At 61.9% G+C, this 22,606-nt stretch carries 15 protein-coding genes and 1 pseudogene; 9 read left to right on the forward strand and 7 right to left on the reverse strand.

Translation table 11 applies throughout. The annotated features are described in order from the left end of the window. Positions 1-680: 680 nt before the first annotated feature. Positions 681-2,780 (forward strand): beta-galactosidase, encoded by a 2,100-nt coding sequence (locus AC3WJR_RS08775; RefSeq protein WP_492724046.1) that lies wholly within the window; start codon positions 681-683, stop codon positions 2,778-2,780. Positions 2,781-2,814: 34 nt separating this feature from the next. Continuing rightward, positions 2,815-5,481, forward strand: a complete 2,667-nt coding sequence (locus AC3WJR_RS08780; RefSeq protein WP_492724050.1) for a glycoside hydrolase family 31 protein — start codon at positions 2,815-2,817, stop codon at positions 5,479-5,481. A gap of 837 nt (positions 5,482-6,318) precedes the next feature. Here the strand turns inward: AC3WJR_RS08780 and AC3WJR_RS08785 are convergent. Genes AC3WJR_RS08785 through AC3WJR_RS08795 form a run of 3 tightly spaced genes read right to left on the reverse strand, consistent with a single transcriptional unit; the run spans position 6,319 to position 9,610 of the window. Further along, a complete protein-coding gene (locus AC3WJR_RS08785) occupies positions 6,319-7,296 on the reverse strand; it encodes a family 43 glycosylhydrolase (protein ID WP_492724052.1) in 978 nt (325 codons plus the stop codon). Further along, the gene (locus tag AC3WJR_RS08790) at positions 7,293-8,456 is read right to left on the reverse strand and encodes a glycoside hydrolase 5 family protein (protein ID WP_492724054.1); all 1,164 of its coding nucleotides are present in this window, start codon (positions 8,454-8,456) and stop codon (positions 7,293-7,295) included. Before AC3WJR_RS08790 ends, AC3WJR_RS08785 begins: the two co-directional genes overlap by 4 nt. Positions 8,457-8,473: 17 nt before the next feature. Beyond that, positions 8,474-9,610, reverse strand: a complete 1,137-nt coding sequence (locus AC3WJR_RS08795; RefSeq protein WP_492724056.1) for an aldose epimerase family protein — start codon at positions 9,608-9,610, stop codon at positions 8,474-8,476. Between the two features lie 268 nt (positions 9,611-9,878). Between AC3WJR_RS08795 and AC3WJR_RS08800 the strand changes: the two genes are divergently transcribed. After that, on the forward strand, positions 9,879-12,722 hold the full coding sequence (locus AC3WJR_RS08800) for a TonB-dependent receptor (RefSeq protein ID WP_492724058.1): 2,844 nt from the start codon (positions 9,879-9,881) through the stop codon (positions 12,720-12,722). A gap of 850 nt (positions 12,723-13,572) precedes the next feature. On the opposite strand, the pseudogene AC3WJR_RS08805 reads toward AC3WJR_RS08800, so the two are convergent. Beyond that, a pseudogene (locus AC3WJR_RS08805) lies at positions 13,573-13,925 on the reverse strand (IS110 family transposase); the annotation flags it as partial. A 537-nt stretch (positions 13,926-14,462) separates the two neighbouring features. After that, the gene (locus AC3WJR_RS08810) at positions 14,463-14,705 is read right to left on the reverse strand and encodes a hypothetical protein (protein WP_492724060.1); all 243 of its coding nucleotides are present in this window, start codon (positions 14,703-14,705) and stop codon (positions 14,463-14,465) included. A 372-nt stretch (positions 14,706-15,077) separates the two neighbouring features. Between AC3WJR_RS08810 and AC3WJR_RS08815 the strand changes: the two genes are divergently transcribed. Continuing rightward, the gene (locus AC3WJR_RS08815; RefSeq protein WP_492724062.1) at positions 15,078-15,704 is read left to right on the forward strand and encodes a class I SAM-dependent methyltransferase; all 627 of its coding nucleotides are present in this window, start codon (positions 15,078-15,080) and stop codon (positions 15,702-15,704) included. 88 nt (positions 15,705-15,792) lie between these two features. Here the strand turns inward: AC3WJR_RS08815 and AC3WJR_RS08820 are convergent, their stop codons facing one another. Beyond that, positions 15,793-17,376 (reverse strand): Na+/H+ antiporter, encoded by a 1,584-nt coding sequence (locus AC3WJR_RS08820; RefSeq protein ID WP_492724064.1) that lies wholly within the window; start codon positions 17,374-17,376, stop codon positions 15,793-15,795. A gap of 172 nt (positions 17,377-17,548) precedes the next feature. On the opposite strand from AC3WJR_RS08820, the gene AC3WJR_RS08825 reads away from it, so the two are divergent. The 3 genes from AC3WJR_RS08825 (at position 17,549) to AC3WJR_RS08835 (ending at position 20,362) form a co-directional block, all read left to right on the forward strand. Beyond that, positions 17,549-19,171 carry an FAD-dependent oxidoreductase gene (locus tag AC3WJR_RS08825; protein ID WP_492724066.1) on the forward strand — a complete coding sequence of 541 codons (1,623 nt, stop codon included), beginning with the start codon at positions 17,549-17,551 and terminating at the stop codon, positions 19,169-19,171. Between the two features lie 226 nt (positions 19,172-19,397). Next, positions 19,398-19,838 carry a hypothetical protein gene (locus AC3WJR_RS08830; protein ID WP_492724068.1) on the forward strand — a complete coding sequence of 147 codons (441 nt, stop codon included), beginning with the start codon at positions 19,398-19,400 and terminating at the stop codon, positions 19,836-19,838. After that, the gene (locus AC3WJR_RS08835) at positions 19,835-20,362 is read left to right on the forward strand and encodes a DUF6438 domain-containing protein (protein WP_492724070.1); all 528 of its coding nucleotides are present in this window, start codon (positions 19,835-19,837) and stop codon (positions 20,360-20,362) included. The genes AC3WJR_RS08830 and AC3WJR_RS08835 overlap by 4 nt, the downstream gene beginning before the upstream one ends. Positions 20,363-20,556: 194 nt before the next feature. On the opposite strand, the gene AC3WJR_RS08840 is transcribed toward AC3WJR_RS08835, so the two are convergent. Further along, positions 20,557-21,162, reverse strand: a complete 606-nt coding sequence (locus tag AC3WJR_RS08840) for an FMN-dependent NADH-azoreductase (protein WP_492724072.1) — start codon at positions 21,160-21,162, stop codon at positions 20,557-20,559. A 90-nt stretch (positions 21,163-21,252) separates the two neighbouring features. On the opposite strand from AC3WJR_RS08840, the gene AC3WJR_RS08845 reads away from it, so the two are divergent. Beyond that, a complete protein-coding gene (locus AC3WJR_RS08845) occupies positions 21,253-21,630 on the forward strand; it encodes a winged helix-turn-helix transcriptional regulator (RefSeq protein ID WP_492724075.1) in 378 nt (125 codons plus the stop codon). A 462-nt stretch (positions 21,631-22,092) separates the two neighbouring features. After that, on the forward strand, positions 22,093-22,476 hold the full coding sequence (locus tag AC3WJR_RS08850) for a peptidase dimerization domain-containing protein (RefSeq protein WP_492724077.1): 384 nt from the start codon (positions 22,093-22,095) through the stop codon (positions 22,474-22,476). Positions 22,477-22,606: the final 130 nt, after the last annotated feature.

Consider the following 22,606-nt stretch of genomic DNA (forward strand, 5'->3'; position numbering starts at 1 on the left):
GCATTCGGACTTAGCCGCCTTTCCAGTAAGCAGTCGTGCTTGGCATTTACCGGCAGAAGCGGACGTTCGCCGGCTGGAACAATCTGCGCACTCAAATCAACATATCGAATGGTGCCAAAACCGGTGTGACGAGAGCGAGGCGGCTTCTTGTCGTCGTGAAATGGACGTTTTGCTCATTCAGCAGTATTCACCGGGCCGGGTCACGAACAAGGATGTCGCTGCTGTCGACGCCGACCTTGTCTAACTGCCAGCAAAGCCTCCGCTACCAGCCAAGTAAACTACCTCAGCCGCTTAACAGTCTCTGTTTGTTTATACTCTCCATCAGCGCAGGTACCTGCAAACGAAGCGGCCAAGACCCTATGCGTTGCGAGCATATATGAGAGGTATCTTGCATATATGACATCGCTGTGTAGAATGACGTCATTCATGATACGCGATGGCAACCGGTAAACGGCGTTCAGCCCCTACCGTCGAAACGACCGCGCGGCGTTGCAGGGGAGACGACGTATGAAAGCTGCCAGCTTCGACGTGCTGCGCTGCTTGCGCTGGCAAGGTAACTTTCCACGCTCGGACTCAAACCGAAATAACCTAGGCGCCGCGAGCCAAGTCGTGTCCGGCAAGATGCCTATCGTCCAGCGCCTGACGGCTTGAAAACGATACAGGAGGGATAGGATTTGGAGATGGATGGCAGGATCATGCAGCGGTTCGTGCAAGCACTCGCATTGGCCATCGTGGCGCTGCCATCCGCGACGCAGGCGCAAGTGCCGGATACCATCCTTTACGGCGTTGCTTATTATGACGAGTACACGCCGGTCGACCGCGTCGACGAGGACGCGCGGATGATGAAGGCGGCTGGAATCAGCGTCGTCCGCATCGCGGAGTCGACATGGGGCACGCTGGAGCCGCAGCCCGGGGTCTTCAATTTCAGCCATGTCGACCGCATGCTTGCCGCGATGCACAAGCAGGGCATCAAGGTGATCGTGGGAACGCCCACCTATGCAATACCGACCTGGCTCGCGCGCCAGCATCCCAACGTGCTCGTCGTCGGCCGCGACGGCGTCCGCGCGCAATATGGCACCCGGCAGAACATGGACATCACCCATCCCGACTACCGCGCCGCAGCCGAACGGGTGATCGTCGCGCTGGTCGACCATGTGAAGGGTCATCCCGCGGTGATCGGCTACCAGCTGGACAACGAAACAAAGCCTTATGGCACCAGCGGCCCTGCGGTGCAGGCGGCGTTTGTCCAGTCGTTAAAGGCGAAATGGCCGAGCCTCGATGCTCTGAACACAGCGTGGGGCCTGAATTACTGGTCGAACCGGATCAATCGCTGGGAGGACTTCCCGTCGACCAACGGATCGATCAACGCCAGCATGTCCAACGCCTTCGCCTCCTACCAGCGCAGCCTCGTCACCGACTTCCTGGCGTGGCAGGCGAAGCTGGTGCGTGCCCATGCCCGGCCCGGCCAGTTCATGACGCAGAACTTCGACCTGAGCTGGCGCGAGGGTTCGTATGGCATCCAGCCGGAAGTCGACCACTGGAAAGCGGCGCGGTCGCTCGATATCGCTGGCATCGACATCTATCATCCAACTCAGGACAAGCTGACCGGGGCGGAAATCGCCTTTGGTGGCGACGAGGCCCGCTCGATCCGCAATGGACAGAATTATCTGGTGCTTGAAACCGAGGCGCAGGGCTTCCCGCAATGGACGCCTTATCCGGGGCAGCTTCGTCTGCAGGCGTTCAGCCATCTCGCTTCGGGTGCGCAGATGGTCGAATATTGGCACTGGGCGACCACCGCAAACGCCGTCGAGACCTATTGGCGCGGGCTGCTGTCGCAGGACTACAAGCCCAATGCGGAGTATGCAGCGGCAAAGGTGATCGGTGCCGAGATCGCGCGCCTTGGTCCGAAGCTGGCCGGCATGACGAAGCACAATCAGGTCGCCGTCTATGTTAGCAACGCCGCCCAGACCGCGTTCAATTCGTTCAAGCCGACGGGCATCGAGTATAATCAGGTGATTCGCCCCTTCTACGATGCGCTCTACCGGATGAACGTCGAGGCCGACATCGTGTCGCCCGACAGCACGCAGAATCTCGATGATTACAAGCTCATCGTCGTGCCGGCGCTGTACGCGGCAAGCGACGCGGAGATCGCGCGGCTGAATGACTATGCCAAGCGCGGCGGCCACTTGCTCTACACGTTCAAGAGCGGCTTTTCTGACGAGAATACGAAGGTCCGTTATGCTTCGCAGCCGGGGGCGATCGCGGAAGCTGCGGGCGTCACCTATCAGGAGTTCACGATCCCCGAGAGCGTCACGCTGGCAGGGAATCCGTTCGGGGTTTCGGAAGCCGACAACGCGCCGCGCTGGTGGATGGAGATGTTGAAGCCCACCACCGCCGAGGTCGTGGCGCGCTATCAGCATCCGTCATGGCCGGCTGCCGCCGCGATGACTCGCAACCACTGGGGCAAGGGCGAGGTCAGCTATGTCGGCTTCATGCCGAGCGACGCGCTGGCCGAGAAGATCGTCGCTGCCGAAGTCACGCGAGCAGGGGTCACGCCATCGGTTGCAGGCGTGCAATTCCCGCTGATCGTGCGCGGCGGCACGCTGAAGAACGGGCACACGGTCCGGTACGTGCTCAACTATTCGGCGATGCCACAGCGTCTGGCGGCCCCCGCCGCGGGCACCGAACTGGTGCATGGGCGCAAGGTGAAACGCGGCGGGCCGATCGATCTTGCCGCATGGGACGTCGCCATCATCGAGGAAGATGGACGATCCGACTGATGGCCGCGCCGTGTCGAGACGAAGGGGAGGTTGCGTGAGCGAGACCAAAACGCCGTGGAGCGCAGCCATCACCCGGCGGGCGCTGCTCGGGAGCGGCGCGGGCGTGGCTTTCGTGTCGAGCGGCCTGGTGCAAGCCGCGACAAGGATCGCCGCCCCGGACTTCCTGATCCGCACCGGCGACCTGTCGATTGCCGTCACGGCACTGAGCGACCGTGCGTTTCGCGTATGCGTCACGCCCGTTGGCGCGCGCCCCGCAACGCCGAGCGAAATGCTGGTGCCCATCGCGAAGCCGCCAATCCCCAGGCGGACCCAGGAGCGCGGCCGAACGCGGCTGACGCTTCCGCACGCAATATGCACTTGGGATGAGGCGACAGGATGCCTGTCATTCAATGACGGCGCGGGGAATCTGCTCCTCAGCGAAGCGCCTGGATCGCGCCACGTTGCGCGATCGACGATCGGGACCGAGCCGACCCTGGCCGTGACACAAGGGTTCGCCAGCCCGGCCGACGAACGGCTCTACGGCACGGGCTGCTTCCAGGACGGCCATCTCGATATTCGGGGCCTGCCGCGGCGCCTGACGCAGGTGAATACGCAGATCAGCCAGCCGTTCGTGCTGTCGAGCAAGGGCTATGGTCTGCTGTGGCACAATCCCGGCATGGCGGAGCTGAACCGGCCCGACCGGCCGATAGCGTTGACTCGGCAAGCGAAGGCAGGCGACGCGCGCACGGCGGATGTCACCACCTCCACCGGCAATGCCCGCGTCCAGCGCCGCGACGCCGAGTTCACGGGCACGTTCACGGTCCCGCAGGGGGGGCGCTATGCATTCCTGCTCGATCTCGGCCGCAAGATGTCGTCGCGCCATTATGTGGAGATCGACGGCAAGCCGCTGACGGATCATACTAATCTCTGGCTGCCGCCGACCGCCAGCTTCATCGGCGTGCTTGCCGCGGGGGAGCACCGCGTGCTGGTGCGGGCGGCCGACGAGGATGTGCCGGTGCTCAACTTTGCGCCGGTCGACGATCGCACGACCTGGTGGTCGCCCGTATCCGAGGGGATCGATTATGTCGTCATCGCCGGGCCGACGGCTGCCGAGGTGATGGCGGGGTATCACGCCTTGCTCGGCCCGCAGCCGATGATGCCGCTGTGGGCGCTCGGCTATCTTCATTGCCGCGAGCGGTTTCACTCGTCGGACGAGATCCTGGCGACGGCACGCGAATTCCGCGCGCGCAAGCTTCCCTGCGACATGATGGTGCAGGACTGGCAATATTGGGGAAAGTACGGCTGGAACGCCATGCGCTTCGACGAGGAGCATTATCCCGACCCAGCAGGCCTCGTTCGCGATCTGCATGCGATGGACATGCGCCTGATGCTGTCGGTCTGGTCCAAGGTCGGCAAGGAGACGGAACTGGGCAAGGACGTGGCCGCGAGGGGCTTCTATATCCCCGGCACCGAATGGATCGATTTCTTCAATCCGGTCGCCGCGCGCTTCTATGCACGACAGCAGAACCAGAAGCTTGCCTCACTTCGCATCGACGCCTGGTGGCAGGACGCAACCGAACCCGAGAATGACGATCTGGCCGGACGGCGGATTTATGCGGCACCGGGCACTACCCAACCGGGCGAGAAGCGCCGTAACCTCTATCCGCTGCAAGTCAGTCGAACGGTGTATGAGGAACAGCGGCGCGCCTATCCGGACAAGCGGGTGATGATCCTCACCCGATCGGCGGCACCGGGCCAGCAGCGTTACGGCGCGGCGACATGGTCGGGCGACATCGGCCATGATTGGGAGACGCTGAAACGCCAGATCCCGGCCGGGCTCAACATGGCGGCGGCGGGCCAGGCCTGGTGGACCGTCGATGCGGGGGGCTTCTTCCGGCCGGGCAAGGGACAATATACCGACCCTGCCTATCAGGAACGGTTCCTGCGCTGGTTCCAGTTCGCGACGTTCCTGCCGATGACGCGGGTCCACGGCTACATGACCAACACCGAGTTCTGGCGATATGGTGAAACAGTAGAGCACATCGCCCGCTCCTACCTCGAACTACGCTATCGCTTGCTGCCCTACACTTACACCCTGGCAGCCGAGGCTTCTGCGACCGGAATGCCGCTGATCAGGCCGCTGGTATTCGACTTTCCAAACGATCCGAGAGCCCTGGATCAGGTTCATGCGTACATGTTTGGCAGCGCTATCCATGTCGCGCCGGTGCTGGCCGCAGGCGTGAAGACCTGGGACGTCTACTTGCCGATATCAGAGGGCGGCTGGTACGATTTCTGGACAAACGAACATCGTGAGGGCGGGCGGATGCATAACGTTCCGGCGACACTGGACCGCATTCCGCTTCACGTGCGGGCGGGCACCGTCCTGCCCTTGGGACTGGTCGGCCAATCGACGGCGAGTCTACTTGGCGGGGCACTCGATCTTCTGGTTTATCCCGGCCGGGATGCCGCCGCCTTGTTGTACGAGGATGACGGACTCACCTATCGCTACGAGCAAGGCGCGGCGGCGCGCACGACGCTGGAGTGGAAGCAGGCGACGGGCGTGCTATCGCTGGGCTCGCGGCGGGGCTCGTATCCCGGCATGGCGAAGAGCCGGGCGATCCGCGCGCATTTGATGCGCCCGGGGAACTCCGCACTCTCGCTATGCTCGGGCGTGGCGGTGGAGTATGCCGGGCAAGCTAAGCAGATGAACCTAGGCACTTAGCTCCGCGGCTCCCCAGCTCCCCGTTTGTCGATCGGCATTGGACCTCAAGATGATCGTAAGTCCGGGGCGGGACGGCCGTTCAACGATGCTGAATGGCCGAGATTGGTCGCGTCGCGTACGGCCCGATCGCAGTTGGGCGAAGGGCAGGTTCCGTCAGGAGCAGACATTCAGTAACTGGCTGCGGAACGGCTTGAGTTGGTCGAGAGCTGCCGCCACCTTCCCGGTGACGTGACCCACAATCGGTCAATCAAGCCGGCTTAATGGTCGATCGAAAGCGGATATTCGTTAAGGCAGGATGCTTCGGCCGGAACTGGCCGTCAGTTGCCTGTCAGCTTCCGAAACGGCGGGCGCATGAAGCTGCGGGGACTTGTGCTTGAGGCCCTCCGCGACAGCCTCTGCTCGTTGGGGGTCGAGCCCCCGCGACGGTCCCCGCTAGCGCCGGATCCGCATCATGCGCAAGAACGTGAGCCTCTTTCCCGAAGTCCTTCGGTGAGAGGTAATGAATGCGGTGACACCGCCCTCCCCGCCGCTCACCACACACCTCGGCGACCGCCTCTTGAGCCTGCTCGTTCGCGAGGGGCGAGGAACCCCGAACGCCAGTCTCGTCTCGGCAGTCGACCAAAACGCGCAGCATTAGCGCGTTATTGCTATTGCCAGACTAACGACGCGCTCTAATCAGCGCGCCCTTGGTTCGAACTTAAGTGCGTCCTCCATTCTTCCTGAGGATGATAAGCAGGGGCGGAGCGTATTGCTGCGCTATAAGATGGCGGTCGAGCCAATGGCTCGACCTTCGCCGACGGTTCCCAGGCGGGGGACGTGCCCCTCAATCGCCTTGAACTAGCGTGCGTTTACGCTGGTCGATCGGGGCGTTATGCGCCGAACCGCATCACCCAGCATATCGACAGGCGCGATCGTCCCGTCGGCGCGATAAACGATCTGTTGGATCGCGATGCGACGGTTGCCAGGAAAAGGTCCGGTGCCCGTCTTGTTCTCCCAACGGTGGAAGACGATCAGCCATTCACCGGTTGCCGCGTCGCGGACGAACGCATGATGCCCTGGCCCTTTGTACCTGCCCTGAGAGGAGAGGATGACACCCTGATAGGCCCAAGGCCCGGTTGGTGACGCGGACGTGGCATAGCGAACCGAATAATCGGCCCGGTTCCAGTGTCCGTGGCTGTACGAAAGATAATAGACTCCCTGCCGCTCGTGCAGGAATACACCTTCGGTAAAACCGGGCGGCTGCGCGATCGGCAATTCCCGCGCAATCGTCACCATGTCGGATCTTAGTTCGAACACGCGCAACCTAGCCCCGGCGCTGCCCCCGGCATAGAGCAGCCGCTGCCCTGTTCGGCGGTCGACGAACACCATCGGATCGATCGCCTCGAACCCCTTCCCGCCGGTAAGCAACGGCTTGCCGCTGTCGGTGCATGGCCCCGCCGGCGTGGCGCATCGCGCGACGCCCAGTCGGCTCGGCGTCGGGTCCTGCGGTCCGATGGAGTAATAAAGGAAATAGTTTCCGTTCGCCGCGACCATCGACGGTGCCCAAAGATAGTGGCGGCGGACTTGGTCGGCTTCCGCCCACGCGATGTCTTCCAAACGCAGCAACGTCGCGCGATCCTGCCAGTGCCGCCGGTCGCCGGACGACCATGCATCAAGCCTGTCGCCGGGACCGGTCGGGTAGATCCACATCTCTCCCTCGGCGAAGATCGCGTCGGGATCGGCACCAACAATTACCGACGGAACATCCTGGGCAATCGCGCTGCCGCCGACCAGCAGCAGCAGTGCGCCAAACCGCGCCCGCAAGCGACCGGTCACTGCCGCAGCGACACCGTCTTGGGCACGACACCCTTCGGTGCCATCGCGAGCCGCTTGATCAAATCGGTCTCCGCAACCCGGTACGGTGACCCGTCGGAACGCAGGACTTCGTGGAACCAGACGGTCGGCTCCTCATAGGTATAGGGCTTCTTCCAGCTGTCCCACGGCATTCGCGTCTGCGTCTTCCCATCGACGAAGCCCCAATTGACCATGCCGATGTTGAGCGCCTTGGCGATCGGCAGCGATCCATCGAAGGTCGACCCTGCACCCCGCGCCATGTATTCGGTGCAGATCACCGGTCGACCATAGCTCAGCATCTGCCGTGCCCGGCGCAGGAACGTTTCGGGCCAGCTGTAATCGTGGAAGGTCATGATATCGGAGCGGGCGATCTGAATCTTCTCGACCGCGTCCAGCGTGCCGGGCTGGTCCCAATGATCGCCGGTCCATACGCCGCTGGTCAGCGGCTGGATCGGGTCCTTGGCCTGCGCCCAAGAGAAGACTTGATCCAACAATGGGGCGACCAGCGCGGTCTTGTTCGGGGTCTCGGCGTATGAGCCGCCACCGCCGCCGCCGTTATTGGGCTCGTTCCAAACGTCCCAAGCAAGGATACGCTTGTCGGTCGCAAAACTGCCGACGATGTCTTCGACATAGGACCGCAGCTTGCCATATTGCGCCGTATCGGCCAGTCGCGCCGCGCCTGGCCCCTGTACCCAGCCCGAGTTGTGCACGCCGGGAATCGGGGGGTGCTGCGGCCCAAGCTCGGGGTTCGGATCCCAGCAACTGTCGAACAACACGAAGACGGGACGGATCTTGTGCTTGGCGGCGATTTTCAGGAAGGTATCGATGCGCTGCTTGAAGCCGGCGGCGTCCTGTTCCCACAGCATGTTGTGCAGAAACACGCGCATCGTGTTCATGTGCAGTTGTTCAGCCCACGCGAGTTCCTTGTCGATCGTGGCGGTATCGAACGTGTCCGCTTGCCACATCTCGAACTGGTTGATCGCGGTTGCGGGGGCATAGTTGGATCCGAGGAGCCATGGCTGCTTGTCATACCACCGGTTTGAATCGGCTTTGGTCCATTGCTCCCGCGCCGTGGCGGGAAAAGCGGTAGCCATCAGCGCGACTGCGCTGGCCGCTACGAAGAAGAATGTTCTGCGGATCATAAACGGGTCCTTGCGGGTCAGCGCCGACCAAAGGTCAGGCGATAGGTCATGACGTTGCGATAGGTTTGGCCCGGCGCAAGCCGGGCGGAGCCGAACGCGGGCTGATTGGGCGTGTCGGGGAAGATCTGGGGTTCGAACACAAGCGCGTCGCCCTCGCGGTAGAGGCCGCGCGCCTTGCCCGAACTGGTGCCGTTCAGGAAATTGCCCGAGTAGAATTGCAGGCCGGGCTGGTTTGACCAAAGCTCGAAGCCGCGTCCCGATGCCGGGTCCTCGACGCGGGCCATCAGATGCTGGTCGGCGGTGACCATGCGTCCGATGATCCAATTATGGTCATAGCCGCGACCGAAAACGATCTGCTGATCCCTCGCGTCGCGCACCCGATCACCGACGGCATGCGGCGTGCGGAAATCGAATACGGTGCCTGCGACCGATCGGATCTCACCGGTCGGAATCGCGGTGGCATCGGTCGGTAGATAGCTTTCCGCGGGAATCATGACACGATGCGCCATCGCGCCGGTCGCCGAGTCCTCGCCCGACAGGTTCCAGTAATTGTGGTTGGTGATGTTGACGATCGTCGCCCGGTCGGTCGTGGCTTTATAGTCGATCGTCAACGCGTTTGCCGCATCGAGCGAATAGGTCGCATCCACCGTCAAAGTGCCGGGATAGCCCTGGTCCCCGTCTGAGCTGACATAGCGCAACGTGACCGAAGCGACCGGCCCGGACTTTACCGACACGACCTGCCACAAGACCTTGTCGAAACCGAGTTTTCCACCGTGGAGCGAGTTGGGCCCGTCGTTGACCGGCGCTTCATATGCCTTGCCATCGAGCGTGTATCGCCCGCCCTTGATGCGGTTGGCAAAGCGGCCCACGGTCGCGCCGAAATACTGCGGGTTGGCGAGGAATTCGGCGAGCGAACCGTAGCTGAGTGCGACGTCCGCCAGCTTGCCGTCGCGGTCGGGCATCACCAGCGATTGTAGGGCCGCACCATAGGCGATCACGGTCGCGCTGACGCCCGCGCCGTTGCTGAGCGTGACCGCCGGCACGGGACGACCATCGGGCAGTGTCCCGAACGTACTGCGCTTCGCGTCCGCCGCATGCGCCGTGGCGGGACTCAGCATCGCCCCGGTCAGCGCGATTATCGCCAGCGTTTTCATAGCCTCTCCTTGAGTTCGCGCGGGCAGACCCAGCGTTTCCAGCGTGATAGCGAGCCTGCCCTGAAAGGCCAATCGCATTTATCTTACTAATCAAACCTTCTCGAGAGCGCTTCGCCTGGACCGTCGAAAGGGTGGCGGGAAAGCCAGTTTAATCGTCGCATTCGTAACTAACTTTCATTTATATGATAATCTATTGCTGCGCCGTGGATGGAGCTTTAGGAACTCGATTTTGAGCTTCTAGAACGAAGCCATTGGTTGGAGGGGTTTTATGCGCCGCAAGCTGGTCATCCTCGTTACGTCGTCCACCATCGCACTCGCTGCATCGCCCGCAGGGGCACAGGTAGCGTCCGCTCCCACGCCGTCCCCCCTCCCCGCGCAGGGTGAAACCAGCCAGGACAATTCGGCGGGATCGACGCCAGCGGCAGCGCAGGACGCGGTCAGCGCCAACGTTCAGTCGCCGGTCAACAATCCAGACGCGACTGCGGGGGGCGATATCGTCGTCACCGGCCTGCGGCAGAGTTTGCGTTCGGCGCAGGCGATCAAGCGCAATTCGGTCCAGCAAGTCGATTCGATCGTCGCCTCCGACATCGGCAAGTTGCCCGACGTCGCGCTATCCGACACCGCCGCACGCATTCCGGGCGTGCAGGTCGATCGCAGTGGCGGCGAAGCGAGCCGCGTGCTGGTTCGAGGACTTCCTGACTTCACCACCACCTACAACGGCCGCGAAATCTTCACCGCGGAGTCGCGCGCCGTAGCCCTCCAGGATTTTCCGGCGGGCGGGATCGGCGCAATCGAGGTGTTCAAGACGACTACCGCCGACCTGGTCGAAGGCGGCCTTGCCGGTTCGGTCAATGTGCGGTCGCGCAAGCCGTTCGACTTCAAGGGGTTCGAGGTGGCCGGCTCGCTCTGGGGCCAGTATCAGAAACGCTCTAAGGATTTCACGCCCAACGGCAACCTGCTGGTCACGAACCGCTGGAACACCGGGATCGGCGAGGTCGGCGCGCTGATCAATTTCAGTTACACCAGCCTACACTATCTTGACTCGACACTTTCCAATACCGACTTCATCGCGACGCCGACGCTCCAGCCGGGCAACACCGTTGCGCGGCTTCCCGATATCCAGCGCATCACGTTCGGCGAGGGGCGACGCACGCGTCCTTCGTTGAACGGTGCGCTGCAATGGCGTCCGCAGCCGGGACTCGAATTCTACGCCGAAGGATTGTGGCAGGGGTTCCGCAACAAGGTCTCCGATCGCGAGACGAGCGTTCCGCTTTATTCGCGCGGCAATGATGCGAACGGGGCACCGCTGACGACGTACAACGGGATCGCATACGGCACCGGCAATCTGGTCGACAGCGGCACCGCGGTGAACCCCAATCGCCCCGAAGGCTTCCAGGGCGCGACCTATGGCAAGACCGACACCTATCAATATGCCGTCGGCGGCAAATATGACGGCGGTGGCTTCCACCTGTCTGCCGATGTCGCCCGCACCACGAGCACATTCACCAATTCGGTCTATTCGTTCGACACGGCTTATGCTGCGCCCACGACGGTGGCGTTCAACACGGGATTGACCGGCGGCACTCCGAGCTTTGGGCTCTCCGGGGTCGATGCGAACAGCCCCGCCAATTACATCTTCCGAGGCTTCTACGACCGGCAGCAAATTGCGCGAGGGCGCGACTGGCAGGGACGGATCGACGGTTCGTGGGACACTGGAAACGCCATCCTTACCAAGATCGAGGCCGGTTTCCGTTACGTCGACCGCAACGCGCAATATCAGGACGGGGACCGCTACGCCTATCTCGAAGGGGAGCGCCTGCCGCTCAGCGCGGTGCCGGTCGACTATGCGGTCGGTCCGAGCGGTTTCCCGAATGACGCGGGCAACGGGCTGGGACGCTATTACACGCCGACGTACGCGAGTATCCGCAGCAATATCGCGGACCTCCGCAGCTTTGCAGGTCTCGCGGAGGGGACACCTCCGGTCAATCCGGCGGCGACCTATCGTTCGCAGGAAACATCCTATGCTGGTTACGGGCAGCTGCGCTACGCGTTCGGCACGGGTATTCGCGTCGATGGCGCGGTCGGGGTTCGGGTCGTCGGCACGACGCTCAATCTGGTCGGCACCTCGCTGAGCGGGTCCGTGGTGACGCCGATCGACGCGACGACGAAATACACCGACTGGCTGCCCAATGCGAGCGCACGGATCCGCTTCACCGACGCGCTGCAATTGCGCCTGGCGGCCACCAAGACGCGCTCGCGCCCGGGCTTCGGTCAGTATAATCCAGCGGTCAACGCAGGTTCCCTGCCCGGTTGCGAATTCGATCCGGTCACCAACCAGATCCTTCCGGCCGCGCAGAACCCAGCGGCGAGTAGCTGCATCCGCAACGGCAGTTCAGGCAATCCCAACCTTCAACCGCTGAAATCGAACAATTACGACGTCTCGCTCGAATATTACTTCTCGCGCGCTGGCCAGATCGCCGTTGCGGCCTTCCGGCGCGATCTCAACGGGTTCATTTCGAGCTACCAGATCCCGACGACGGACGAGAACGGCTATCGCCTAAACGTCACGACTCCGTTCAACAGCGGGGCCGGTCGTATTCAGGGCGTGGAGGCTCTGTTCACGACCTTCTTCGATTTCGATGGATTACCGACCTGGGCAAAATCGTTCGGCGTAGACGCGAACGTCACCTATCTCGACGCCAAGACCGGCGTCCCCGGCGAACTCGGCGGATCGGTCACGCAGACGCCGATCCTCGGCGTGTCGAAATGGACGTACAACGTCGCTGGCATTTTCGAGAAGGGCGGCTTTTCGACGCGTCTGTCGTACAATTACCGAAGCCGCTACCAATCGGCGCTGCAGTTTCGCGCGCCCGACACCTATATTGAGAATGTCCGTGGCATCGGGCGGCTCGATCTGTCGGCGAGTTACGATCTGCTCAAGAGCCTGACGCTGACGGCTGACTGGACCAACATGTTGGCCAAGCCCTACCGCTCCGACCTCACCTACATTTACGGCGCGGACAGCCCTTACGCCGGCACGACGGCGACGCTGCCGCGTGCGATCCGCTACGAGGAATCGGTGATGTCTGTCGGGATGCGCTTCCGATTTTAAGCTGCGATGCGGTCGGTCTGGAAACCGGGCGTTGGTTCACGTCAATTCACTCAACTGCAGGGCGCGAAGCGGACATTGCTGGCCGCAATCGCCGCCCGGAAGCGGCCGGACTGCTTACCACCCAATGATCGATCAATTCAAATAGTCAGCCGTGATCAGAGGCCGCAACAACGCACGGCCATGTTTTCAATCCGTCATCATCAGGATCATCCGCCGAAGAACGCGCCAAAGCGATCCCCTTGGCGGAGGATGCTTGCGCGGTCTGTTGGAATTAGGCATGTTGCCGGTGGGTGTAGTAGCCCTGACCGAAGATAGGTCGCTGTCCCGTTGGCGCGGGACCAAGACCGAACACCGCGGAGCGATATGCTCCGAATGAGAGCGAATTAGCGTTCGCTGCTCGCCGACAGCTTATGTCGGGAGCGGGGCGCTATACAATACCCTTTCGGGGGGAAAGCTCTCCACCAGTCTCTTCGGCTGGCTACTACCTCCCGGCACCCGGTCCGTCACCGGGAACGGCTGTAGTAGGCCAAAACGAAGAGACGAAACCATGTATCGATTCATCGATAACAGGGCACGGATTGCCGTCGCCCCCAAAACCCAAATCCTACAGCGCATTGACAGATTGCACCGCGACACGGGAATCACCCTGTCCCGCATTGGTCGCGAGGCTGTTGGCGACCCGGCGCTGGTGACTGACCTACGCGCCGGACGCACGCCTCGCGCCAGCACGATCGCACGCCTTTCCGCGTATCTCTCGGCACGGGAGGCGAACCATGCGTGAAGGTGTCCCACTCCTCCCCGCCGGTGAACGATTGGGCGCGGTCGTGTCGCTTGCGGCATACTTTGATAGCGTCTTCACATGCACCGGCTGAACAGCCCCACCCGCATCATCTGCGCGATCCCACGCGCGGCGTTACGGTCGGATTTGTTGATCTGCTGCGCCTGCAAAAGGGCCTTCACGTGCCGTGTCTCGACGCAGATCACGGGAAGACCCGCCTCGCTTAGACCGTTCACCAGCCATTGCGACAATGGCCCGGCTTCTATCCCGACCCTGACGTAATCGCCGCCGATCGACGTCAGCAGTACGGCTATGTCATCGGGTTCGGTCGGCACCTTACGCTCGCACACCACCGCGCCCGCATCGTCCACAACGCACACCGACGTCTCCTTCACCGAGACGTCCAGACCCACGAAATGCGCCATCGCTCACACTCCTTCCCTCGATGCTCGAGGTCAGGCTCGACCCCGATCTAGGCATAGTATGTGAAGGGGTTGCAATCTCACAAAGGTCGAAATGCAGCCGCCGCGATACACCATCTTTTAGGTTCACGCATCGCCAACCTAAGCGTCCGATAGTGGGCGCTTGCGGACTGGCAGCTTTCCCGCCGGATAGCTGCCGGCCGGCTTTCGGGGAGATCGTCTCGCTAGAGGCGTCACGTCAGCGCGATACGTTGCGACTGATGAAAACAATGCCGCTCAAAACCGCCGATCATCAACACGCGGCGTGGCATAACTTTTGGGGTAATACGGCGCAGACACTCTATCCGCCCGTCCGTCAGCCAGTAAAGGTCGCTTGCGTCAGTTCTCCTCGCGGAGCCTGAATCAGATCGCCCTCTCACATCAACGGGTCCTGACCCAAGAGACTTCCAGCGATCACGCCGCTTACACTACTAAGCGACGTAACTGCTGGAAGCTCATGGTCATCTTTAAAAGGGGGATGTGCCTTAGAAAATCACGATATCAGCTCGGATGCGCTGCGCTCTCTTCCACAGCCTCAGTTTCGATCCCTGTCATCTCAGCATTGGGATTGTCAATCAGAGCGTCGGAATCCGGGATACTCAGGGCATTAGAAGCATTCGCTTCTTCAGCTAATTTCATCTGCTCATACGCAATTTCTAAGTCTGCAATGCCCGAGCCGGTTGGATGGATTGGCAAATTGCCGAAGTCGTCCAGCAGCGCATCGGTTGCGTTTAGATCGGCCATCGTTCTCTCCAAATTTACCGCGTTGTCGTTGTGTTAGAACGCGCTTGGAGGATTCGGGTCGCATTGTCGCGCATCCAACGAGACGAAGGAGCACAGAGTGGCAAGGCTGTGCATGCCTCTACCGTGCGGAGCTCGCTCATCAGGAATGACCGGGTCTAGGCGCTTGCCGCCAGTCCACTTTGCTGCGTGGAAGACCCAATTCCGGGCACCCCCCGCCGTTTTCTGGCTTACTAACTTCAACCATCTGTTCATGTTGGCACTGGACCCGGTGGCTTGCAATTGCCCCTGACCGAGTGTTTACGATCAAGCCAATACGGCTGTCGTGTCTTCGCGCATTTCTGACGCCGGGTGATCAATGCTAAGCGCGAGCTCATGACCGACGACTTACTCCCCGAGCTGCCGGCCGGCGCGTTCAACAAGCAAGATGCGGGCGATGATCGTGCCTTCTACGCGCCCTCGCGATTGGTCACCCACATCGACGCGGGCGCCATCGCGGCGCTGACCGGCTTCTACCGCGCCGCGCTCCCCAACGGCGGCCGCGTTCTCGATCTGATGTCGAGCTGGATCAGCCATCTGCCCGACGATATCGAGTATACCCAGATCGTAGGCCACGGCATGAACCCCGACGAGCTCGCTACCAACCCGCGCCTGAACCGCTGGTTCGTGCAGGATCTCAACCGCGAGCCGATGCTGCCCCTCGATGAGGGCACCTTCGATGCTGCGTTGTGCTGCGTTGGTGCTCAATACCTGCAACGGCCGGTAGCGGTGTTCGCCGAAGTCCGCCGCGTGCTGGTCGCCGGCGCGCCGTTCGTAGTCAGCTTCTCGAACCGCTGCTTCCCGACGAAAGCAGTGGCAATCTGGCGCGCGCTCGATACCAATGGGCATGCGGCACTGGTCCGGCTCTACCTGCAGCGTGCCGGCTTCGCTGAGGTTTCAATCGAGGTCTTGGCTGACGGGAGTGCAAGCGACCCGTTAATCGCGGTAATCGGCCGCGCCTGATCGATGGTCTTAGCTGTCCGTCTCGACCCAATTGCCGACGCTCGCGACGGCTTCTAAGCTTCCCACGTTCGGACGTTCAGGCGTTCGTTCATCCCTTCGCTGCCGCTGCGGCAAGCTCCTCAAGGTCGAGATCGTGTTCGAGATCGTGAAGCGTCTCGTCGTCGATCCGGCCAGCACGGTGCAGGCGGACAAGCTCGGCGCGACCAGCCGTGACCGCGGCAATGATGACATCGAAATGGCTGGCGATAGCCGCGTTGCGCTCCTCCACCGTGCCGTCGAACGCATCTGCTGCCGTTGCACGGGTCCGGTAGCGTCGCAGGAGTTGTGGGTGAATGACCGTACCGTCAGCCGCCACTGCCTCGCGCTCAACAAGAGCCAACTGTGCCTGGAACAGCAGCATCTCGGCCGAGTGCAAATCGAGCGGCGGTCGCGCCCTGCCGTCATCGTAGGGCTTCACGGTCCGAATGACCCAGCCCAGTGACGTGCCCTGCACCAAGACGGTGACGAGAATTACAGCAAAGGCGGTGACGAGCATTAGATCCCGCGCTGGCATCGTCTCTGGTAGCGAGAGCGCGACCGCCAGCGTCACCACACCGCGCATTCCTGCCCAGCTCATCACCACCGCCGCACGCGCGCCCAGCGGTTGCTGTCGCGTCCAACCGATACGCCGAGTGGCCGCGACGCCGGCATCGACGCCGAGAATCCATAAAAACCGCGCGACTACAACTGACAGGACGATGAGCAGCACGGGCTGTGCCATCGTGTCCACAACCACACCAAGGCCGCCGACACGGTCCAGCAACCCTCGCAACGACAGACCGATGAGCAGAAAGACAGCTGCTTCGAGAAGAAACACGAGCACCTGCCAAAACGCCAGCGCCCGGATGCGGACGTGCGCGTCGAATACGACGTGCTGATACCAGCCGCAGGTCAGGCCAGCGGTAACTACCGCGATCACGCCGGAAACGTGCAGCATTTCGCCTGCGATATAGGCGCTCCAACAGACTAGCACCGTCGCTGCAATCATCAGCGTATCGTCTCCAAGCCGGCGAAGCAGAACGACCCAAAGCCCACCGATCGCCGCGCCCACCGCGATGCCACCCACCACCAGTACAAGGAAGGTTCCCGTCGCCGCACCCGCATGGAAGCTGCCGGTCAACACTGCCGCCACCGCGAACCGGAACAGGACCAGGCCGGCAGCGTCGTTTAGCAGACTTTCGCCTTCGAGCAGCGTGGTCAGCCGGCGTGGCAACTTGACTCGCTGCAACACGGCGCGGGCGGATACGGCATCGGGCGGCGACAGGATCGCGCCGAGCGCGACGCAGGCGGCCCAGGGTAGCTGCGGCATCAGCAGCCTAGTTACGATCGCCACAACCACAGTGGTAAAGAAGACAGCGCCAACCGCTAGCGAAAGAATGCCGGCCATGTGACGCCGGAACGGCGCAACAGCGGTGAACCATGCGCCGTCCATCAGGAGGGGCGGGAGAAACAGGACAAGGACCAGTTCCGGATCAATCGCGATCCCTTGCACACCCGGCACGAAGGCGACCGCACACCCGCCGACAATCAGCGCGGCCGCCGGCGGTAGCGACAGACGCCGAGCCAAATAGTGAAGCCCCAACACTACCAGGAACATGACGATGATCAGCTCAAAGTTCGCCGCTGGATGCACAAAACCACCCTTCTATCCTGCTGGTAGGGTCGTCCTGCAATCTGTCCCGAGTGTCGTCAATGCCATCGCGGTGCGTATCCAGGCGCGTCCGCATCAGGCCGAGGCTGTTCACCGGCGATTGCCGTCGCCACGTTCGTCGAGCTAGTGTCAATTCGCATAGGGGACAGCGTCCATGGAAACGATCGGCCGTGACTTGCGGGAAATGCAGCGGGTTCCGCTGCAGCCTGCTCATATTGCCGCGATCCGGGCGGCGGGGACACGCACTCATTATCCCAAGGGAGCGATGCTGGCCGAGATAGGCGGTCTGGCCGACCGCTTCGTTTATGTGGAAGATGGGGAAATTGAGGTCGTCAATCCGTTCACGGGCGATCGGCTTGTGCATTCAACGCTGGGGCCTACCCAGTTTATGGGTGAGATCTCACTGCTGTCCGGGGGCACATGGTCGCTACCGATGCGTGCAGCGAGCGACACGGCTGTCGTGGAAGTACCACGATCCACGATGCTTAGCCTGATGTCGGACATACCGGAGTTGTCGGACATCGTCATCACGGTTTTGGCGGCACGCCGTCGGCGACAGCTGGATGCTGGCGACGGCATGCTGGTGTTGGTTGGCGAAGAGGAGGACCGGGCCGTTAGAAAAGTGGCCGAGTTCGCCGCGCGCAACCGCCTGCCCTACCGCTCCTACCCGCTCGGCAGCGATGAGGCCGCCCATGTCGCCAGCAGTTGCGGAACCGCGCCACAAGAGCCCGTCGTGGTGTTCGGCCGCGACTTGGTGGTGAGCGATCCAACGCCGGAAAAGGTGGCGCGGCTACTCGGACTCGATCAGGACGTTCCCGAAAACGAGGCATTCGACGTACTCATCGTCGGAGCCGGCCCTGCCGGCGTGTCAGCCGGCGTCTATGCGGGAGCCGAAGGATTGCGCGCGCTGGTGGTCGACGAGACCGCTATTGGCGGCCAGGCAGGCACTTCCAGCCGGATAGAGAACTATATGGGCTTCCCCACCGGCATCTCAGGTGCCGATCTTGTGTGGCGCGGCGAGGTGCAGGCGATGAAATTCGGAACGCGCTTCGTCATGCCACGGCGCATCGAGTCGCTGGACCAGCTCGACAGCGGCGCCTTCTGTGCGACCTTCGCCAACGGTCGGCGCGTTCTCGCCGCCGCTGTTGTGGTCGCCACCGGGGTCCAGTACAGGCGCCTGCCAATCGCACGCCTCGCGGAGTTCGAGGGCACGGGCGTTTATTATGCGGCGACCGAGAATGAGGCACGCTTCTGCCGAGATACCGAGGTGTTGGTCATCGGCGGAGGCAATTCCGCCGGGCAAGCGGCGATGTTCCTCAGCCGTACGGCCCGGCACGTTCGCCTACTGGTGCGTGGCGACACCTTGGCCTCGTCCATGTCCAACTATCTGTTGAGCAGGCTCGAGGCAGACCCCGCAATCACCATTGAATACGGTACCTATGCCGTCGAACTTCATGGCAGGCATAGTCTGGAGGCGGTGACGATCCGCAATGGAGACGGCGACCGCATCGTGGCAAGCTGCGCCATCTTCGTGATGGTCGGCGCGGCACCGAATACGGGCTGGCTCTCCGAACTGGTCGCTCTCGACGGCAAGGGCTTCGTGCTCACCGGCGAAGCGGCTGGGGCATTGTCGCCTTTCGCCACCTCGCGCACAGGCATCTATGCCGTCGGCGACGTCCGCGCCGGGTCGGTGAAACGCGTGGCATCCTCGGTAGGAGAGGGATCGGTCGTCATTTCCAACGTGTGGGAGCATGTGCGCGGCTTGGATCGTTCCTGATCGGGAGCCACCTCTGCGGTTCTGACCCATACCCGGACATTCGCGTGCCCTTCCCCGCTTACCACCTTCAGACACTCATTCATTTTCCAGGCAAGAGTGGTGCCACTGGTGGTCCCCTGCCCGACGGCACGCCGGCTTTCTTGAAAACCGTAGAAATGGTTGCTTAGCCCGCCGTTCTGGTTTCCCCTCTTAACCCGAGGACGACCAGCATCTGTTAGGAAAAAGCATGAAAACTAATAAGGCTTTACGGGTAACGCTTGCCCTCGCTTCAGCTGGATTGGTCGCTAGCGCCGCCGTCGCCAGCGCGGATATCTCGCGCAAACCCGGCGGCGTCTACTTTCTGAAGCCGGGGATTTACGTCGAAAAGGGGGCATCTTGCCGTGAGCCTGCGAACGTCTCGATCCGACAGTATGACGGCAAGGGCATCAGCACCGCCCACACTCGATCATGCATCGCTCGAATACTATCGCGGCGGGGAAACACTTATGACGTGAGTCAGTCATGCATCGATGCGGGCGCAGGTCCCGCCCCGCGCGTCGTCGAAAAGCAGACGGTCGCCGTCCAGGACGCACTGACGTTCTTGCTAGGGCATGGACGCAATGCCACGACCTATCGCTACTGCCCAATTGGCGAACTGCCAGTCGATTTAAAAAGGCAGGCGCAATGAAATCGACGATAAAGCTCGGCTGCGCGGTTTTGTGGCTTTCGGCGCTGGGAGGATGCGCGAAAACCACGGCGCTGCCCGTCCTCGGACAGTCGACTAGGAACATCAGGGAGACGATCGCATGGTCCGTCGGACCGTGCTTCGGTTTTTGCCCCGTTTATAAGGTGGAGGTCGACGGCAACGGCGCCGTCAGGTTCGTCGGCGAGCGGCATACGGCGGTCTTGGGTAAGAGAGTCCGCGAAGGCGGTCCGGACGCCTACCGGGCGATTGAAACCGCGCTGGCACCATATCGCCCCGGTACCGGGGCGACGATCAACACGATCTGCGAACAACAGATCTCGGACAGTTCGAGCTACGTCCTCACCTGGACCAGATCTGACGGCACGGTCACCACGCTCAGACACGACAGGGGCTGTCTCTCGTCGCGAAACACCGCGCTCAACACGGCGCTTCAGACACTTCCTCAACAGCTTGGCATCGAAGAATGGACGTCACAGGTCACCAGACCAGGAGAGTCCCGCGGCTGATCGCCAGCCGCAAAAACGGTTCGCTTGGGGGGCGAAACTATCGAGCCGCAGAAGGCTAGCAAGACCCATTCCCGGTCATCCAGAATGGACTCACTCCGCTCCTGAACCGGCCGTTTGTTCAGGTCTAATCCCCAGTTTTAATCAGGTAGCCAGCCACGGCCCTGTCTCCGTGACTGGCTTCCCTGCCGACCTGATCAGGCGACGATCTCCTCAATTTTCTGAGCAGCGCTCGCCATTGCGGCTCGATCCTGCTCCGGTCCGTAAGCGATGCCTTCCGCTCGGATCACCTCAATGTCCACGATGCCAAGGAAGTTGAAGATCGCCTTGAGGTAGGTCGACAGATGATCGTACGCGGCGAACGGTCCTTGCGAGTAAACTCCCCCCGACGAGAGGACGAGATAGACCTTGCCGCTGAGCAAGCCGCGTGGTCCCTCGGCCGTGTAGCTGAAAGTTTGCCCGGCGATTGCCACATGGTCGACCCAGGCCTTCAACGTCGAGGGCACCGTAAAGTTGTACATGGGCGAGCCGACTACCACCACGTCCGCCGCCTTGAGTTCGTCAATCAGAGCCTTGGATCGGCTCATCGTCTCGGCGAGCTTGGTGTCGCCGGTGTTCTCGGCCGCCCAGGCATGCCGGATTGTCATGTCCACGTGCGGAAGCTTGTTGGCGACGAGATCGCGGTACGCGATTGTCGAACCGGGATTGGCCGTTTTGAGCCGCTCAACGAGTTCCCTTGAGAGGCGACGTGTATGTGAGGCACCGCTGTCGCTTGCACTGGCATCGATGTGCAGGATGTTCATAGGATTAGCTCCGGTCTGGAAAAGTGACCTAGACCAGCTATGTGACCTGACGCACCCCGCCAAGAAGGCATTTTTACAGGACCTAGTCATATGGAGCTGACCACCCCCGAGCCCGTCCACGTCGAATGCAAACGGTTCAGCGGTGTTCTCAGCCTGATCGGCGACAAATGGGCCGTGATGATTGTGATGACCCTCACGGAGCGGCCGCGGCGCTTCAACGACATCAAGCGCACCATCGGCGGCATTAGCCAACAGATGCTCGCCCGAACGCTGCGTGCGCTTGAACGCGATGGTATGGTGGCCCGCACCGTCCACCCAACCGTGCCGCCTCAAGTGGAGTACGCCCTCACGGTTCTTGGCCGCTCATTGGCCGATCCGATCCGCGAACTCGGATACTGGGCCGGCGCGCACATCGCGGAAATCGAAGGCAACCGGTCGGCGTTTGACGAGGCGAGAGACAGCCAATAGCCCGCCAAATTCGCAAGGACCGAGCCTCGGCAGCATTACCACGCGCGGCGAGACGACCCACTCGTGATCATTCCGGATCGGTTTGCCGCTTCCCAACTTCAGACGATCGTTGATCTGCTTTTTCGGTCGGCATTGGGAACTGTCAGTTAATCGCTGCGCATCGCGCGAACGCATCTACTTAGTGAACGCCGGACATCTACGTAGCAGGCAATCGCAGGCTCGGAACGCGAATGACTGGACGTCCGCGCCGCCAGATGGCTTGGCGAAGCCGTCTACAGGCGTGAGGAGCTCGCCAATCGGAATTTACGATCGCCAGATACGCCCAGCATAATCCCAAACACACAGGCGATGAAATCCGTAACCGAGGACACACGACCCAATAGGAGGGCGCCAAGAAGGGATTGGCGAAACATATCCAGTTCGGGAATATAACAGAGTTTGAATGGCTCAGCGTTCCCCGCGATGAGCCCAGTCTCGGCGGACCTAAGCCTCAACCCGTTGCTGCGCACGACGTGCGTCGCCACGCTGATCGAGGGCGGCCACGTCGCGAACGCCTTGCCGCAGCGGGTGACGGCGTCCGTCAACTGCCGCATCGCGCCGGGGGAAACCGCCGCCGAGACCAAGGCAGCAATCGAACAGGTCACCGCCGATCCGCAGGTCAAGGTGTCGCCGAGCAAGATTCAGGAGCGCCCGGTCGCGGTGACACCGCCGCTCGACCTTCCCAGGCTTTGGAATGATCCCGCCACGGCCGGCACGCACGGGCTGAACGAACGTATTTCGACTGACGTGCTCTACCGCGGTCGGGACTACATCTACGATCTCGTGACGCACTTTGCATCGCACTGACCGGGTGGTCGAAACACGCGCGGAATTGTTCCTGTGAATAGTTCGGGTTATGATGTCTGATAATTGCGGGCTGTTCGGAGCGGCTGCAAGGGGGGATGGCATGAGAAAGCTCTTCAGTATGGTCGCGGCA

This window comes from Sphingomonas sp. FW306-05-A (assembly GCF_058782275.1).